The sequence below is a fragment of the Acinetobacter sp. NIPH 817 genome (assembly GCF_000368405.1).
Classification (GTDB): Bacteria; Pseudomonadota; Gammaproteobacteria; order Pseudomonadales; family Moraxellaceae; genus Acinetobacter.
The window spans coordinates 448,277-464,170 of sequence record NZ_KB849420.1; the positions used below are offsets into that span (position 1 = coordinate 448,277).

Sequence of the window (15,894 nt, forward strand, 5' to 3'; positions counted from 1 at the left end):
TTAAAACCAATGGATGTTGAGCCAAAGTAAACTAATAAAAATAGCCATATGAATGAGTTGGGCTGGAACGAAAGCAAGTGCATAGTGCAGCCCACCCGAAATTGCAGAGTTCACACTTTTGGCAAGGGCATGAACTGCGAAACCTCCTAAAAATGCAATTAATAAAGGTGTCATATGCGTGCTATCAGGTTCACCTTGCACAATGACTGCCGCAATAGCTGCGTGTATTTCAAACAAAGAGCCAAGTAGGGTTCCAGCGATTAAGCCCGCATCTCCCAAATATAGACTTAGGCCATATACTCCAATCTGAATGAGAGTGAGTGTGCTGGCAATAATAATTGCTTCTTTTAAGCTGAACATTCTTGAGTCGAGTTCGGGCGAAGTTGTACTGGGCTCTGCTTTACGTAATAAAATGAAGGCCCAGATTGCTAAAACTACTAATGCAATAAGTGTAGGAAATATAATCAGTTTAAACCAAGCAAAGCTAATTCCAATCACAATAATTAAAGTTTGAATGAGTGTTGAAACGCAAGACATCAATGCAGCACCTGCATTTGTCGTTGCATTGGCTTTGCCTGAGCGTACCTCTAAGCCTAAACTGGCAATAGTCGCTGTACTAGAAACAAATCCAGAAGCTAAAGAAGAAAGCAACAAAGCATTTTTAGATGTCAAAAGCCGCTTTGCTATATGGGCGAGGGCTTGCACAAATAAGATTAAAGTCAGTAATTTTAAAATCACATGTGGATTTAGGACTGGCCCCCAGAAAGGCTTATTAGGTACTAAAGGCAGCGCTATTAAAAGTAAGGCAAGTAGGAAAATGCCATCACGTAATTCTGATTCAGTAATCCACTGACTGGCAATGCCATGCATAGATTGTTTAGCCAATAAAATAATCGTCATGATTACGGCAAGTCCAGCCGCCAATGATATATTCCAAATGCACAGTGCCCCAATAAAGTAAGTCATAATAAAGGCAAGTTCGGTGGTCACACCAGGGTCATTGGGCTGATTTTTGAGAGAGGCAATGCTGATCGCGCCAATAAGGAGAGCGCCTACAATTCCAATTTCAGTGCCGAATAAAAAACAGATGGCGCCTAATAATGAACTAATTGCAAAAGATCGAAATCCAGCAAACGTTTTGTATTCATGTTTAAGCTTACTTCGCTCACGTTCTAAACCAATTAATAAGCCACAACCGAGCGCCGCAGCAATCACGGTAATGAATTCTTCAAATGAAGTTGTTTGTAATGACATTGTCATTGGAAGCTCCATGTTACTTCCTCTTTCGTTTATTGTTATAAGTCGATTTGAATCGTTTTAAAAATCATATATTCACGTTCAGTTTATGCTTTTTATTATAATGAGCATAGTGCCTTTTTTAGACAAAACCACAGACACAGTTTCTTTATAAATATGAACTATGACGCAAAAAAATATTAAGTTGAGAATTGGTTTAATTATCTGAAGTTAAAGAATATTTAAAAGTACAGTTTAGCAATTTTGTGACGAGCTAAATCAAAAATATCTCTGCTATATTATAAAAATATATTGGGGATAACGCATGAATGCACATGTACAAATAGATACGTATTGGTGTCTAGAACAATTATTACAAGAAGGTCGTATTACAGAACGAGATAAATTACTGGTACAGTCAAGCCACCGTCAAAAAGACCAATTAAAGTGGCACCCATTACAGTGGATTGCACATTTTAATTTAAAAGATCAGCAGCACACACATGCTCATTTAAGTTTAAACCGCTTATGTTTATGGTTTGCAGATCGGGTTCAGCTCCCTTTATTCGTGATTGATCCTTTAAAAGCAGATGTCAGTGCTTTAACACAAGTAATGTCACAAGAGTTTGCCATTCGCAATCATATTTTAGCTGTTGAAATTCATGCCGACCGAATCGTGATTGGAACAGATCAACCATTTCAAACAGATTGGCTAACCAATTTAGAGCGGAGTCTAGCGCCTAAAAAAATTGAGCGGGTATTACTTAACCCTGAACAGTTGCAACGCTATTTGCGTGAATATTATCAGGTCAGCCGTGCGGTAAATTCCGCTCAAAAAGATGCAGCTCATGAACGTGATACTAAAAATGTTGAAGCGCTTTTGCAGCTTGGCGATAGTCAAAATCCAGATGCAAATGATCAGCATATTGTGAAATTGGTTGACTGGATTTTACAGTTTGCATTTGAGCAGAGTGCCAGTGATATTCATATGGAACCACGTAAAGACAATGGTAAAGTCAGGTTCCGTATTGATGGTGTGTTGCACACTATTTATAACATGCCTTCAAATACGCTGACTGCTGTGATTTCCCGAATTAAAATTTTAGGGCGTTTAAATGTAGCGGAAAAACGTAAACCGCAAGATGGTCGATTAAAAACACGGACACCTAAAGGTCAAGAAACTGAACTCCGTTTATCAACCTTACCAACAGCGTTTGGTGAGAAACTGGTCATGCGTATTTTTGATCCCGATGTGTTGGTACGTTCTTTTCATCAACTTGGTTTTGAAGAGGGCCTCTTACAACAGTGGCAGCAATTAACAAAAAATAGCCATGGGATTATTTTAGTCACGGGGCCAACAGGTTCCGGTAAAACCACAACGCTATATTCTTCGTTAAAGCAGCTTGCAACAGATCAGGTTAATGTCTGTACCATTGAAGATCCGATTGAAATGTTAGAGCCTAGTTTTAACCAAATGCAGGTCAATAATGCAATTGAATTAGGTTTTGCAGACGGTGTTCGTGCACTTATGCGACAAGACCCAGACATTATTATGATTGGGGAGATTCGCGATCAAGATACAGCGAATATGGCCATTCAGGCGGCACTCACAGGTCATTTGGTGTTATCAACTTTACACACCAATGATGCGCCGTCCAGTTTGACTCGATTGCATGATTTAGGTGTGCAGCCATTTTTAACAGCAGCAACTATTTTAGGTGTATTGGCACAGCGTTTAGTACGACAACTTTGTCCACTCTGCAAACAGCAAACTCATATTAATGAAGATGAATGGCAACATTTAACATTTGACTACATTATGGATATGCCAGAAAAAGTTTATCAGGCAGTTGGGTGTGAACAATGTCGTCATACCGGCTATAAAGGGCGAGTTGGTATTTATGAATTTATGCCAGTTAGTCTTGAGCTTAAGCATCTTATTAGTAGCCATATGACCTTAAATGATTTGAGAACGCAAACTAAAAAAGAAGGTGTAGAACCTTTAAGAATTGCTGGGGCCCGTAAGGTGATTGATGGTCTTACGACATTAGAAGAGGTATTGCGGGTTGTGCCATTAAATTAAGTTTTTCTTAAGATTCACCTCATTTATGCTTGATTTAATTGCTTTATCCCAAGAGGGAACCATAAACAGAGGGTAATAATATGAAAATACTTAAAGCAATATTAATGACTACAGGTCTAACTGTTACTTGTGTAGCTATGGCAAACCCGCCTGTGAATCAGGCAGCAATTGCTCCAGCAACTCTGACAACTGTTAAGCATGCATTAACGGCGAAAGATAATACACCAGTCAAATTACATGGTCAGGTTGTAAAGTCTTTAGGTGATGAAAAATATCAATTTCGTGACAAGACAGGTAGCATTACAATTGATGTAGATGATGAACTTTGGCAGGGTCGTCCTATTTCAGCAAATACAAATGTCACTCTAATTGGTGAAGTAGATATCGACTATAAACCTTTAAAACGTGTAGAAATTGATGTGGATCAAGTTCAGTTTTAATTCATGAGTCTGTAGATCTACTACTTTTAGCCGCATTTAAATGATGCGGCTTTGCTTTTTTTATAAAGGCTTGGCAAGATCAAATCAGGATATAACAGGAAAAATAGATGAGAATTTTGCTTGCAGAAGATGATCGCTCTCAAGCTGAAAGTATTCAATCATGGTTAGAGTTAGATGGTTATCAGGTCGATTGGGTCGAAAGAGGTGATTATGCGCTTACGGCAATTGAACAGCATAACTATGACTGTATTTTGCTTGATCGGGGACTGCCGCAATTGGCTGGTGAAAAAGTTTTAACAACGATCCGTCATAAACAAAAAAATGTTCCTGTTATTTTTATTACCGCACGTGACAGTATCCATGATCGGGTAGAAGGACTAGATTTAGGTGCAAATGACTATTTGGTTAAGCCTTTTAGTTTAGAAGAGTTATCTGCTCGTATCCGTGCTCAATTACGCAAACAAACTTTGAGTCAACAATCAATTTTAACGTGGGGTGACCTGCAACTTGATACACAAGCAAAAGTTGTATTAAGTGCGGGCAAGTCTATTGATTTAACGGCAAAAGAATTCCAAATATTGCGTAAGCTTATGATGCAGCCCGAGCATATTATTACCCGTGATCAATTAGAAGAAGCACTCTATGCATGGGGTGAGGAAATTGAAAGTAACGCGATTGAAGTATTTATTTATCAGCTCCGCAAAAAAATCGGAAGTAGCAGTATTAAAACCATACGGGGGCTAGGTTACCGTATGGGAGATTTAAAATGAAATCGAATCGCTCATCCTTGCAGTCGCAACTGGTTAAAACCACAATGTGGAGTAGCGTTGTGGTGGGGCTGTTGGCTTTAAGTTTACTCACCATATTTTCGATCTATCACAACATGTCAGTGCAAGACGAAATTATGGATGAAATTTCAGATACTTTGTTGGTTTCTGACCTTTCTGGACACTCCATGAAACAGTTTGATGAGCTGAGTGATGAATTTGATATTCAGTATGAGTTATTAAACACAGGCCAAGTATTGACCCATTCCCATAGCTATCAGCATGAACTTTTTGAACAAGGTAACTTGTCAGAAGGTTTTTCATATTTTTGGTTTGATGGTCAATTATGGCGTAGTCTGGCTGCACAACAAGAAGACTCTCAACTACAAGTTGAAGTCTTTCAGCCAATGAGTACACGTATTGAAGAAGTACTCAAAGCACTTGCCGGATATAGTGGTCTTATGGTGTTGTTCTGGCTACTACAATGGGTCATTGTAAGTTGGCGTACCGAGCATCAATTGGCCGCACTAAATTTACTCTCAAAACGTATTGCTCAAAAAACTGCATCAAATTTAGAACCGATTCAAGAACCAGATGTCATTACAGAAATTCAACCTGTTATAGATGCTTTAAACCAATTACTTGCAAGATTGCAAAGGGCTCTCGTTGCTGAGCAGCGTTTTACCGCAGATGCTTCGCATGAGCTACGTTCTCCGTTATCTGCCATACAAATGCGTCTTCAGGTTTTACAGCGTAAATACCAGCATCTTCCGGAGCTACATCAAGATTTTGAACGTATACAAGAAGACGTTTCTAGAAGTACAAAGATACTTGAAAATTTACTACTTCTAGCTCGTTTGGAACCGAATGAAGCTGAGCAGCCACAACTTCCTAAGACAGTTATCGATTTAAATTACTTATTGGCAAGAGTTATTGAAACTGTAGATTTAGATGCGAAAGCTAAACAGATGTTGATAGAGACAAATACTTTATCGACAGAAACTAAAACCTTTGCGAATGAAGAATTACTGTTTATTGCTTTTAGAAATTTATTTGATAATGCCATTCGTTATAGCCCGAATTTAGGTTCTATTCATGTCGAGATTAGTCAGGACGAACAGCAAATTAAGGTCGCTATAGAAGATACAGGAAATGGTGTAGATGATGAGGTATTGCAACGTTTAGGGCAGCGTTTTTTTCGAGTATTAGGTACTCAGCAGCAAGGTTCAGGGTTGGGAATTTCCATTACTCGAAAAATTATTGAATTGCACAATGGTGAATTGCGTTTTATGCATGCTGAACAGGGTGGTTTGAGGGTAGAGGTTAATCTTCCATTATAAAAAATAGCATGGTTACCCATGCTATCCATTTTTTGTTTTCCCACGAATATTATTGAAACGCGAGTGTATTTTCTATTTAGTTAAAATTAGACGATTGTTGCGAGTGAGGCGTAAACGATATTCCTCGCCAGCATGCATAATGCGGATTTCACGGCCTAATGCAAAGAGGTTATTAGAATGTAACATTGGTAAGGCATGAGCTGTTTCATTGTTACGAGTAAATAAGCTAAAAGGTGCGTTCATTTGTTGTGCTCCGTGGTATGTTCTTGAACGATTTAAATGATAATCATTATCGAATAGATCTGTCAATGAGATTTTTAAGATTTTATAAAATGATAAAATTTGCTTACACTTGAGAAAAGTTTTAGAGAGTAAAAAAATGCCCAAACCAATCGTCGATGTCGCTATAGCAATCTTGATCCATCGTGGAAAAATACTAGTTGGATGGCGCGAAGAGCAGCAGCATCAAGGTGGAAAGCATGAGTTTCCGGGGGGGAAGGTTGAGCAAGGTGAAACACCCGAAGAAGCCTGTCGCCGTGAAATCTATGAAGAAGTGGGTATTGGTTTAAAAGATTGGCATCAATTTGATTATATTCATCATGAATATGACGACATTATTGTCAATTTACATTTATTCCATAGTTATGTGCCTGATGAACTATTAAATCTTATTCATCAACCATGGGCATGGTACACACGTGAACAATTACTTCACTTAAACTTTCCAAAAGCCAATAAAGACATCATAAAAAGATTATATTGGCCACATTTTATTAAAATTAGTCCTACACTGGCACCAGTCGAAAATGATGACACTTTAGTATATTGGCGTAGTGAAAAAGATAGTTTTGATCAGGTAGATCTAGAAAAATTAGCTATTTTGGATTCTAATCAGCTTTCAAAATTAATCGTGAATTTCGATGTTTGGCACAAGCTAAAACCTGAGTTAAAAACTCATATAAAAACAGTACATCTTAAGCAATCCCAATTAATGAGGTTGCATAAAGGCGACTTAGAAGTGGGAGTACGTTTTATTGCTGCTTGCCACGATGCAGTTTCTTTACAGCATGCTCAGCAAATTGGCTGTGATGCTGTTTTTGTAAGTCCTGTCAAAGTGACAGAGACCCATCCAGATGCGAGCGCATTAGGGTGGGATCGTTTAACTGACTTGATTGAAAAATGCCAGATTCCCGTATTCGCTTTGGGAGGTATGAGTCCTGATGATTTAGCCACAGCACAGCAACACGGTGCGTATGGCTTGGCGGGTATTCGTAATTTTTAATAAAACATAAAAGCATTAAAAGCTAGAGCGCTTTTAATGCTTGCTGTGCTTCTTGAACAGTTTTTTGATTATTACGTTGTTGCCCAGCTTTTAAAATAGTTAGCCAAAGCTGTTTTTTCATGGCCTGACTTTGGGCAAAACTCAAACCACGTCTGGCAAGAGACTCAGCATTAGAATATTGCTGTTTATGATTTGCAGTAAGTGCAAGAAATAAATAAGTCTCAGCTGCTTGCGGTGCTAAACGCTGTGCCTGAAGTGCATAGCGTTCAGCTTCTGACCATTGCTGGTTTTTATAAGCCTGCTGTGTTTTTTGCATTAAGACTTTAAATGCAGGTAACTGGCTGCCATCATCACTAAAATGTTGAGGCTTTTTCTGTTGAGGAACAATCACCTGTAAATTTTTACGTTGAATTTCCGGATGATCATAAGGTGTAATTTTTACACCCGATGGATTTTCCGTCTTTTTGACTGGAGGAGTAGGTGTTTTCTCTTTGGAGTCAGAATGATCAGGCAAAGTTGTACAGCCGACCATAAGAACAGCACCAATATAAAAAACACCTTTCTTCAACATATCCTAATTTCCTGTTTACGCTTAGTTGTTATAACTACCACTTGAAATTACACGTGAGTTATTTGACAGATCTTGTTGCATCTGACTTTCACTCTCACGAATATAACTGTCGGTATTATCATCCTGAGAGTCAGGCGTTGTGTTATCACTTTGTGGCGTATATGTTGGATCAACTTGATAATAAGGTGCTCCACATGGAGTAGCACGGTGCGGAACCGTATGGGTTAGCATCGGAATATACATAGCGCCATCACAAGCCTGAGCAGATAAATCACCTGTTGCACGATCAATCCACTGCCACTGTACAGTGTCTGGTTGACGTATATTCACAGGAGTTTGGCGTAACTGTTTCATCACGTTAGTCCATACTGGCAATGCACCAGATGAACCAGTTAAACCAGTTACTTTATTGTCATCTAAACCTAACCATACTACAGCGACATGGTTACCCGAATAACCTGCAAACCATGAGTCACGTGTATCGTTAGTCGTACCTGATTTACCTGCCAATTTTAAAGCTGGAGATAAGCTACTGTAGGCTGAACGACCAGTACCCGAAGACATGACCTGTTGTAAACCATAGTTCATGATATAGCCAACAGCCGGATCAATCGTTTGTTGAACATTCAGGCCATAACGGTCAAGTAAACGACCATTCGCATCTACCACAGATCGAATTGCACGAGTTGGATATTTAAAACCGCCTGTAGCGAAGTTCTCATAAATCCCGAGCACTTCCATTGGTGACATATTGACTGCCCCAAGGAAAATAGAAGGGTAGGCAGGAATCGTTGATTCAACACCAAACTTTCTTAGATTATTGCTAAATGTTGATAAACCAAACTCTTGACCCAAACGTACAGCAGAAAGGTTATATGAGTTTGCTAATGCTTCGCTCAGACTTACTACACCATGTCCACCACCACTATAGTTTTTAGGTGTCCAGCTTTTACCGCCGTCTACAGGAACACTGATTGGAGCATCTTCAATTTGGCTTGCCCAGTTATAACGTCCAGATTCAATCGCACTTAAATAAATTACAGGTTTCAATAAAGAACCGACTTGGCGTTTTGCATCTAAAGCACGGTTAAAACCAGTAAAGTCTTGTGTAGAGCCAACTGCTGCAACAAGCTCACCATTTTCAGGATGCGCAATCAGTACAGCACCTTGGAGGTTTTTCAAACGTGCTGGGTTGCTGTTTGCTAAGCGGTCTACTGAAGCTTTAAATGCATTTTGAACTTGAGTTTGAGTAATTGGGTCTAAGGTCGTAAAAATACGTAAGCCCTGATTGGTTAAATCACTTTCTTGATATTCTGTACGCAATTGACGACGTACAATATCTAAAAAGTCTGGGAATTTTGCAGGCCCTAAACTTGGTTTGCTTAATACATTTAAAGGACGTGCAATTTCATCTTCATATTCGGCTTGAGTTAAATAACCCATCACACGCATATTATTTAATACGGTATCGCGGCGTTTTTTTGCACCTTCAGGGTTTTTCCAAGGATTATATAAAGAAGGACCTTGTACCAAACCTACTAAATAAGCTTGTTGAGCAACACTAAGCTCACGTAATGGTAAACCAAAATAAAATTGTGAAGCCAAACCATAGCCATTAATTGAGTAGCTACCGTTTTGGCCCAGATTCACTTCATTTAAATAGGCTTCTAAAATTTCATCTTTGCTGTAATGCAGCTCGATGAGCAAAGCCATTAAAGCCTCATTAACTTTACGTTTTAATGTACGCTCAGGTGTGAGATAGAAGTTTTTAACTAATTGTTGAGTCAGGGTTGAGCCACCTTGACGCTTTCCACCCGTGATATTACTCACTAGTGCACGAGCCGTACCGCGAATTGAAATACCATGATGATGATAAAAATTGCGGTCTTCTGTAGAAATTAAAGCTTCAATGAGTGGTTTAGGGACATTATTCAATTTAATGAGTACACGGTCTTCATTGTGTTGAGGATAAATTCCTCCAATGAGTAACGGTTCTAAGCGTGCAACGCCAGTTGAAGAAGGTTTAGTACTTCGAACTTCAACAACTTGATCATTTGCAAAACTTAACTCTAAGACTTGTTCAGGTTCAACACTGTCGCCGTAGTCAAAACCACGTGTGTGAATATACATGTTGCTGCCTTGAGCAACATAACTTCCCGATTTGTCATAATTACTTGAAGTTTTGTAACCCAGTAGCTTCAATTCTTGAGTGAAATTTGCTTGGGAAATAGGTGCGTTGTTATAAATTTCCAGAGGTCGTGCAAACACTTTGGCAGGAATATCCCACCGTTGTCCTTCAAATTTTTCACGGATAATATTATCTAAACGAATCAGATAGATACTAAGAGCAATAAAAGCACCAATGACCAAAATGGAAAAGATTAGTGCAAAGAAACCGATACCACGTTCAAACTTCATAAAAATGAGATAAAACCCTAACAATGCCTGTAATGATGCGATAGCTTGTCATCAATTTGCAATGATAAAACTGTGAATAATTGGAAAACTTAGATTGAATTTTACAGCATCTTGTAGTTATGTTTTTTTAAATTAATCAGGTTAATGTTATTATAGGCAAGTATCGCAGCGGAGCTTACTCATTCGTGCAAATTTCACATAAATCCTTCAGAAACGTCGGGTTAATCGGTCGACCAGATAAATCATCAGTTGTAGAAACACTATGTTTAATTCATGATCATTTATTGAACCTAGGTTTAAACCCCATTTTTGATCAGGAAACTGCTGAATTAGTGCCTTATGATCATGCACAGGTAGTAAGCCGTCATTTATTAGGTGAAGTTGCTGATTTAGTTATTGTAGTAGGCGGAGATGGTTCTTTACTCCATGCGGCAAGAGCTTTGGTTCGTTACAATACACCTGTTATTGGTATCAACCGTGGGAGATTAGGTTTTCTAACCGATATCAAACCGTCAGAAGCGATTTTTAAACTTGACCAAGTGCTTCAAGGGCATTTTCAACTTGATCGCCGTTTCTTACTTGAAATGGAAGTGCGAACAAATGGCGAAGTCATTTATGATGCCATTGCTTTAAATGATGTCGTTTTGCATTCGGGTAAGTCGGTCCACATGATTGACTTTGAACTCAACATTGATGGCCAGTATGTTTATCGCCAGCATAGTGACGGTTTAATTGTTTCGACTCCAACTGGATCAACGGCTTATGCGTTGTCAGGTGGTGGACCAATTTTACATCCAAGTATGGATGCGATTGCATTAGTTCCAATGCATCCCCACACATTGTCATCACGTCCTATCGTAGTCGGTGGACAAAGCGAAATTAAGATTGTTATTCGCGAAAATCGGGTGTTACCGATGGTGAGTGCAGATGGTCAACATAGCATATCGCTCAATGTTGGAGATAGTTTACACATCCGCAAACATCCATTTAAACTAAGTTTATTGCATCCACCAGGTTATGATTTTTATATGGCCTGCCGTACCAAACTTGGTTGGAACCAAGATTTTGAATCTTTCCAAAGAGATGAATCATGAATATTGAACAAATGCTATCTATTTTAAACCCTGAGATTGTAGAGCGTTTAAAAACAGCAGTAGAAATTGGTAAATGGCCAAATGGCGTTGTTTTAACAAAAGAGCAGCGTGAAACTTGTATGCAAGCTGTAATCGCTTGGGAGCTAAAGAACTTACCAGAAGAGCAGCGTAGTGGTTATATTGACCGCGGTACGAAAGAAGAGGGTGAGGTTTGTGAAGATGATCATCACAAACATGAGCCAGAATTTAAACCAATTCGTTTTGTTTAAAACAGCATTTTAGAATAAAAAAATAAATCGTATTAGCATTTGCTATCGCGTGGGCGACATGGATGTCGCCTGTTGAGCAACAGTACAAGAACGTACTGTTTGCTCGACGCAAGATTTTTGTTACTTTTCATCTTTGAAAAGTAAGTATTGCCTCTATGTAACCATATCGAAGAGACATGGCGTATAAGGCTGTATGAACTAAATTTTATCTTTTAGCCCTAAATTTCTTGTTTCCCATAATACTTTTGCTTTCTGCATTGCCTCTTCAAAACTAGCAACAACGCCCATCGTATATAGCGCGATTCCGATGGTTTCTGTTACTGCCATTTCTCCATATTCATGGTGCTGTTGACCTAACCATACTGCTTTAAAAGTTGCTAAATCTAACTCTTCTTCAGTTGGACTACGTTCAGGCGTGAGTTTTGGTAACTCGTGTTCATAAAGTTCACCATTTTTAATGCCACAAATGAGAGTTTTGGCGTCTGGATTTCGCTCAAATTCACCGCCTTCACCCTTAATCACAGCACTATTTTGATAGCCTAAGCGCAGTGCACTATGTTGATGAGAGGTTCTATAAGCTGGATGGAATATCGCTTGTAAGGTGGCTTTAGCATTAAAAGGATTGATTAAGCGGGCTAAAGTATGAATCGGCGAGCGTAGGCCCATTACATTTCTTAAAGAAATTAGTTCACTTAAAACCGGTGAAATCACTTCTAGTGGTAAGTAGGCAAAATTTTGCTCTGTTAGATGCGCGCGAACTTCTTGTTCAGAGTGACAAATTTGATAACCCAGATATTCTAAAACTTGCTCGGTATAGACGCGGTTAAGCGTGTGGCCTGATGCACCATGCATAACAATCTTATAGCCATGTTGGGCAAGCGTAAGAGCTGTTAACAAAAACCATGGGTAATGTTTACGTTTACCCGCATAAGATGACCAGTCTAAATCAACTTCCAAAGATTGAAAATTGAGTTGATCTCTAGTGGCTTGAACAAATCCCGCGAGTTCATCAATGGATTCTTCTTTAACACGAAGTAGCATTAAAAAAGCACCTAACTGAACATCAAGCACTTCACCTTTTAAAATCATGCTAAATGCTTGATAAGCTTCTTCATAGCTTAAAGAGCGTGAACCACTTTTTCCCTTACCTAAAATACGGACATATTGAGCGAATGGGTGTTCAGCATCTTTATAGATATTACGTTTAGTATTCATCGTGGTTCAAAACAATAAAAATGATGGGATGTAGGCAGCTCAGAATGAAATGTCCACAAGTATTTAATCAATATGACATAAAAAACTGTCGAAAAAATATCAAAAGTGTTTCTTATACTAAAGTCTTAAGGCTGCATGAGTGTTTTTTGCGCGTATTAGCTAAAAATTTAACCGAATCATTATTTAATTCGAGTACACTTTCCCGTGCTTTTTTGAGCACTCATATCATAATTTTCTGTGATTCTCCTATATCTTCAGCTTTTTATTGAAAAAGTAAGAGGTTATTTCTAACTACTCAAAGTGGTTAGAAACTTCAGGTATTCTCCTGTTTTAGAAAACAACTTTTTTTGTTTTCATTGAGGTAGTAGGAAGGTTTTTTGTTTACAAAGAACCGTTTCCCTTTTGCGGTGTTCATGTGAAAGGTTAGGGCTGTGTATTCGTAAAGAATAGACGTTTCATTTTGGTATTTCCAACGGACTTGGAAATATAGATTGAAGTAAAGTTATGGCTAAAAAACCGATTTATAAATCACTTTATTTTCAGGTGATTATTGCGATTATTGCGGGTGTTTTGGTAGGGCATTTTTCCCCAAGCTCAACGCAAATTGTCAATGGTGTTGAACAGCATATCCCAGGTTTAGGTGAGAAACTCAAGCCATTAGGTGATGCCTTTATTCGTTTGATCAAGATGATCATCGCTCCAGTTATTTTCTGTACCGTGGTCAGCGGTATTGCTGGCATGGAAAGCATGAAGTCAGTCGGAAAAACTGGCGGCGTCGCGTTATTATATTTTGAAGTTGTTTCAACAATTGCACTTCTGATTGGCCTTGTTGTAATTAACATTGCTAAACCAGGTGTAGGGATGAATATTGACCCTACAACTCTAGACACCTCGGGCATTCAAAAATACGTCAGTTCTGGTGAGTCACAATCTACCATTGATTTCTTAATGCACATCATTCCAGATACGGTTGTTGGCGCATTTGCAAATGGTGAAATCTTACAAGTCCTTCTTTTTGCAATTCTCTTTGGTTTTGCTTTACATAAGTTAGGTGATGCAGGACGTCCAGTTTTAAAATTTATTGATCAAGTTGCACATGTGTTCTTTAACATTGTGAACATGGTGATGAAACTGGCTCCGATTGGTGCATTCGGTGCAATGGCATTCACCATTGGTAAATATGGCGTTGGTTCACTTGTACAATTAGGGCAATTAATTCTCTGCTTCTATGTTACGTGTCTACTCTTTATCTTCTTGATTTTGGGTACAATCAGCCGTGTTAGTGGATTCAGTATTCTCAAAATGATTCGCATGATTCGTGAAGAGTTATTAATTGTACTTGGTACATCTTCTTCTGAATCTGTTTTACCTCGCATGTTGCGTAAACTCGAAATTGCAGGTTGTGAAAAGTCTGTAGTCGGTTTGGTTATTCCAACAGGTTATTCATTTAACTTAGATGGAACGTCAATTTATTTGACTATGGCAGCAATCTTTATTGCTCAGGCAACGAATACTCAGCTTGATATTCAACATCAGATCACTTTGTTATTAGTACTCTTAATCTCATCTAAGGGTGCGGCGGGTGTAACAGGCTCTGGTTTTATTGTTATGGCGGCAACTTTGTCTGCTGTAGGACATATTCCAGTTGCAGGTTTGGCATTGATTTTAGGTATTGACCGTTTCATGTCAGAAGCACGTGCTTTAACTAACCTTGTTGGTAACTCTTTAGCGACAATTGTTGTTGCTAAATGGGTTGGTGCTTTAGATAAAGATAAGCTCAATGATGCTTTAAATAATCCAGATGAAGTCGACAGAAAAATGATGGAACCAAAAAGTCCTCAAGTCGCTGAAGGTCTAGATTAATTCAAAGAAACCTATATAAAAAGGAAGCTAAAGCTTCCTTTTTTATTGGCTGACTGAAAAGTACAGTTTTAATGAGCAGCTATGCCATGACAGTTGCTAAAAAAATGATTAGCATGCACAGCAATGAGATTCGATAAAACAATAAAGCTGAAGGAAAATATTATGTTGGCATACGATGCAGATTTAGAATTATTCCGTGATAATTTTAAACGTTTTATGAGTGAGCATATTGCGCCTCACTATGACCAATGGGAACGCGAAGGAATCATGCCTCGTTCAGTTTGGAATCAACTGGGTGAAAATGGCTATTTATGTGTAGATGTTCCAGAAGAATATGGTGGTTATGGGGTTCCAACCTACTATTCATTGATGCTGGTTGAAGAATCTGCGCGTGCTGGTTTTTGTGCATTATCAACAGCTATTTCTTGTCACTCTGAAATTGCTGCGCCGTATATTTTACACATCGGGACAGAAGAACAAAAACAATATTGGTTACCGAAAATGGTAACAGGTGAAGTTGTTGGTGCAATTGGTATGACTGAACCAGGAGCAGGCTCGGATTTACAATCAATGCGTACCAGTGCCATTTTGCAAGACGATCACTATTTATTAAATGGTTCAAAAACATTTATTTCAAATGGGCAGCATGCGGATCTTGTTGTGCTTGCAGTAAAAACTGATCCTCAAGCACGCGCGAAAGGTGTGTCATTATTATTAGCAGACACACATCTGGAAGGCTTTAAAAAAGGTACCAACCTCGACAAAATCGGCCTACATTCTCAAGACACATCTGAGCTGTTTTTTGACAATGTGAAAGTACCTAAAAACCAGTTACTTGGTCAAGCTGGGCAAGGTTTTGCTTATTTAATGCAAGAGTTACCTCGTGAACGTACTGCAATTGCATCTACTGCAATTGGTGCAATTCGCGGTGCAATTGATTTGGCAACAGCGTATGTAAAAGAGCGCCAAGCATTTGGTCAACCCATTTCACAGTTCCAAAATACTCGTTTTGTTTTAGCACAAGCAAAAATTGATGAGCTTGCTACAGCAGCTTTTTATGAAAGAAACGTTGCCTTATATCAAGAAGGCAAACTAGATGTAGAAACAGCTGCAGCATTGAAAAGTTTCAGTAGTGATATGCAAATGAAGGTTGCAGACAACTTACTCCAACTTTTTGGTGGTTATGGGTATATGACTGAATATCCAATTTCACGTTTCTTTGTAGATGCCCGTATCCAACGTATTTACGGTGGTACAAATGAAATTATGAAAGAAATCGTAGCGCGTGGATTAATTGGCAAAGCCTAATTAAGCAT

Annotated in this window: 14 protein-coding genes; 9 read left to right on the forward strand and 5 right to left on the reverse strand. The window is 38.7% G+C overall.

Annotation, left to right across the window (positions count from 1 at the left end):
* Positions 1 to 1,272: an MgtC/SapB family protein gene (locus F968_RS05820; RefSeq protein ID WP_004791206.1), complete on the reverse strand. Its 1,272-nt coding sequence runs from the start codon at positions 1,270 to 1,272 to the stop codon at positions 1 to 3.
* 289 nt (positions 1,273 to 1,561) lie between these two features.
* Between F968_RS05820 and F968_RS05825 the strand changes: the two genes are divergently transcribed.
* The 4 genes from F968_RS05825 (at position 1,562) to F968_RS05840 (ending at position 5,866) form a co-directional block, all read left to right on the forward strand.
* Positions 1,562 to 3,319, forward strand: coding sequence for a type IV pilus assembly ATPase TfpB (locus tag F968_RS05825; protein ID WP_004791208.1), 1,758 nt, complete (start codon positions 1,562 to 1,564; stop codon positions 3,317 to 3,319).
* Positions 3,320 to 3,399: 80 nt separating this feature from the next.
* Entirely contained in the window at positions 3,400 to 3,759 is a 360-nt protein-coding gene (locus tag F968_RS05830; protein WP_004791209.1) for a NirD/YgiW/YdeI family stress tolerance protein, read from the forward strand.
* Positions 3,760 to 3,866: 107 nt separating this feature from the next.
* A complete protein-coding gene (locus F968_RS05835) occupies positions 3,867 to 4,529 on the forward strand; it encodes a response regulator transcription factor (protein WP_004791211.1) in 663 nt (220 codons plus the stop codon).
* Positions 4,526 to 5,866: a sensor histidine kinase gene (locus F968_RS05840; protein WP_004791213.1), complete on the forward strand. Its 1,341-nt coding sequence runs from the start codon at positions 4,526 to 4,528 to the stop codon at positions 5,864 to 5,866. The genes F968_RS05835 and F968_RS05840 overlap by 4 nt, the downstream gene beginning before the upstream one ends.
* A 72-nt stretch (positions 5,867 to 5,938) precedes the next feature.
* Here F968_RS05840 and hemP read toward each other — a convergent pair whose 3' ends face one another.
* Positions 5,939 to 6,109 carry a hemin uptake protein HemP gene (gene hemP / locus F968_RS05845; protein ID WP_004643472.1) on the reverse strand — a complete coding sequence of 57 codons (171 nt, stop codon included), beginning with the start codon at positions 6,107 to 6,109 and terminating at the stop codon, positions 5,939 to 5,941.
* A gap of 136 nt (positions 6,110 to 6,245) precedes the next feature.
* On the opposite strand from hemP, the gene F968_RS05850 reads away from it, so the two are divergent.
* A complete protein-coding gene (locus F968_RS05850; protein ID WP_004791215.1) occupies positions 6,246 to 7,148 on the forward strand; it encodes an NUDIX domain-containing protein in 903 nt (300 codons plus the stop codon).
* A 22-nt stretch (positions 7,149 to 7,170) separates the two neighbouring features.
* Here F968_RS05850 and F968_RS05855 read toward each other — a convergent pair whose 3' ends face one another.
* Positions 7,171 to 7,719, reverse strand: a complete 549-nt coding sequence (locus tag F968_RS05855) for a hypothetical protein (RefSeq protein WP_004791217.1) — start codon at positions 7,717 to 7,719, stop codon at positions 7,171 to 7,173.
* Between the two features lie 21 nt (positions 7,720 to 7,740).
* Positions 7,741 to 10,137, reverse strand: a complete 2,397-nt coding sequence (gene mrcB, locus F968_RS05860; protein ID WP_004791219.1) for a penicillin-binding protein 1B — start codon at positions 10,135 to 10,137, stop codon at positions 7,741 to 7,743.
* Positions 10,138 to 10,322: 185 nt separating this feature from the next.
* Here mrcB and F968_RS05865 point away from each other — a divergent pair, with 185 nt between their 5' ends.
* Together F968_RS05865 and F968_RS05870 are read left to right on the forward strand one after the other, a co-directional pair.
* Complete coding sequence (locus F968_RS05865; protein ID WP_004791221.1) at positions 10,323 to 11,231, forward strand: NAD(+) kinase; 909 nt, start codon at positions 10,323 to 10,325, stop codon at positions 11,229 to 11,231.
* The gene (locus F968_RS05870) at positions 11,228 to 11,500 is read left to right on the forward strand and encodes a YeaC family protein (RefSeq protein ID WP_004791223.1); all 273 of its coding nucleotides are present in this window, start codon (positions 11,228 to 11,230) and stop codon (positions 11,498 to 11,500) included. Before F968_RS05865 ends, F968_RS05870 begins: the two co-directional genes overlap by 4 nt.
* Positions 11,501 to 11,698: 198 nt before the next feature.
* Here F968_RS05870 and F968_RS05875 read toward each other — a convergent pair whose 3' ends face one another.
* Positions 11,699 to 12,715 carry a glycosyl transferase family protein gene (locus F968_RS05875; protein WP_004791225.1) on the reverse strand — a complete coding sequence of 339 codons (1,017 nt, stop codon included), beginning with the start codon at positions 12,713 to 12,715 and terminating at the stop codon, positions 11,699 to 11,701.
* A gap of 504 nt (positions 12,716 to 13,219) precedes the next feature.
* Here F968_RS05875 and F968_RS05880 point away from each other — a divergent pair.
* Positions 13,220 to 14,578: a dicarboxylate/amino acid:cation symporter gene (locus F968_RS05880; protein ID WP_004791227.1), complete on the forward strand. Its 1,359-nt coding sequence runs from the start codon at positions 13,220 to 13,222 to the stop codon at positions 14,576 to 14,578.
* 162 nt (positions 14,579 to 14,740) lie between these two features.
* Positions 14,741 to 15,886, forward strand: coding sequence for an acyl-CoA dehydrogenase family protein (locus tag F968_RS05885; protein WP_004791229.1), 1,146 nt, complete (start codon positions 14,741 to 14,743; stop codon positions 15,884 to 15,886).
* Positions 15,887 to 15,894: the final 8 nt, after the last annotated feature.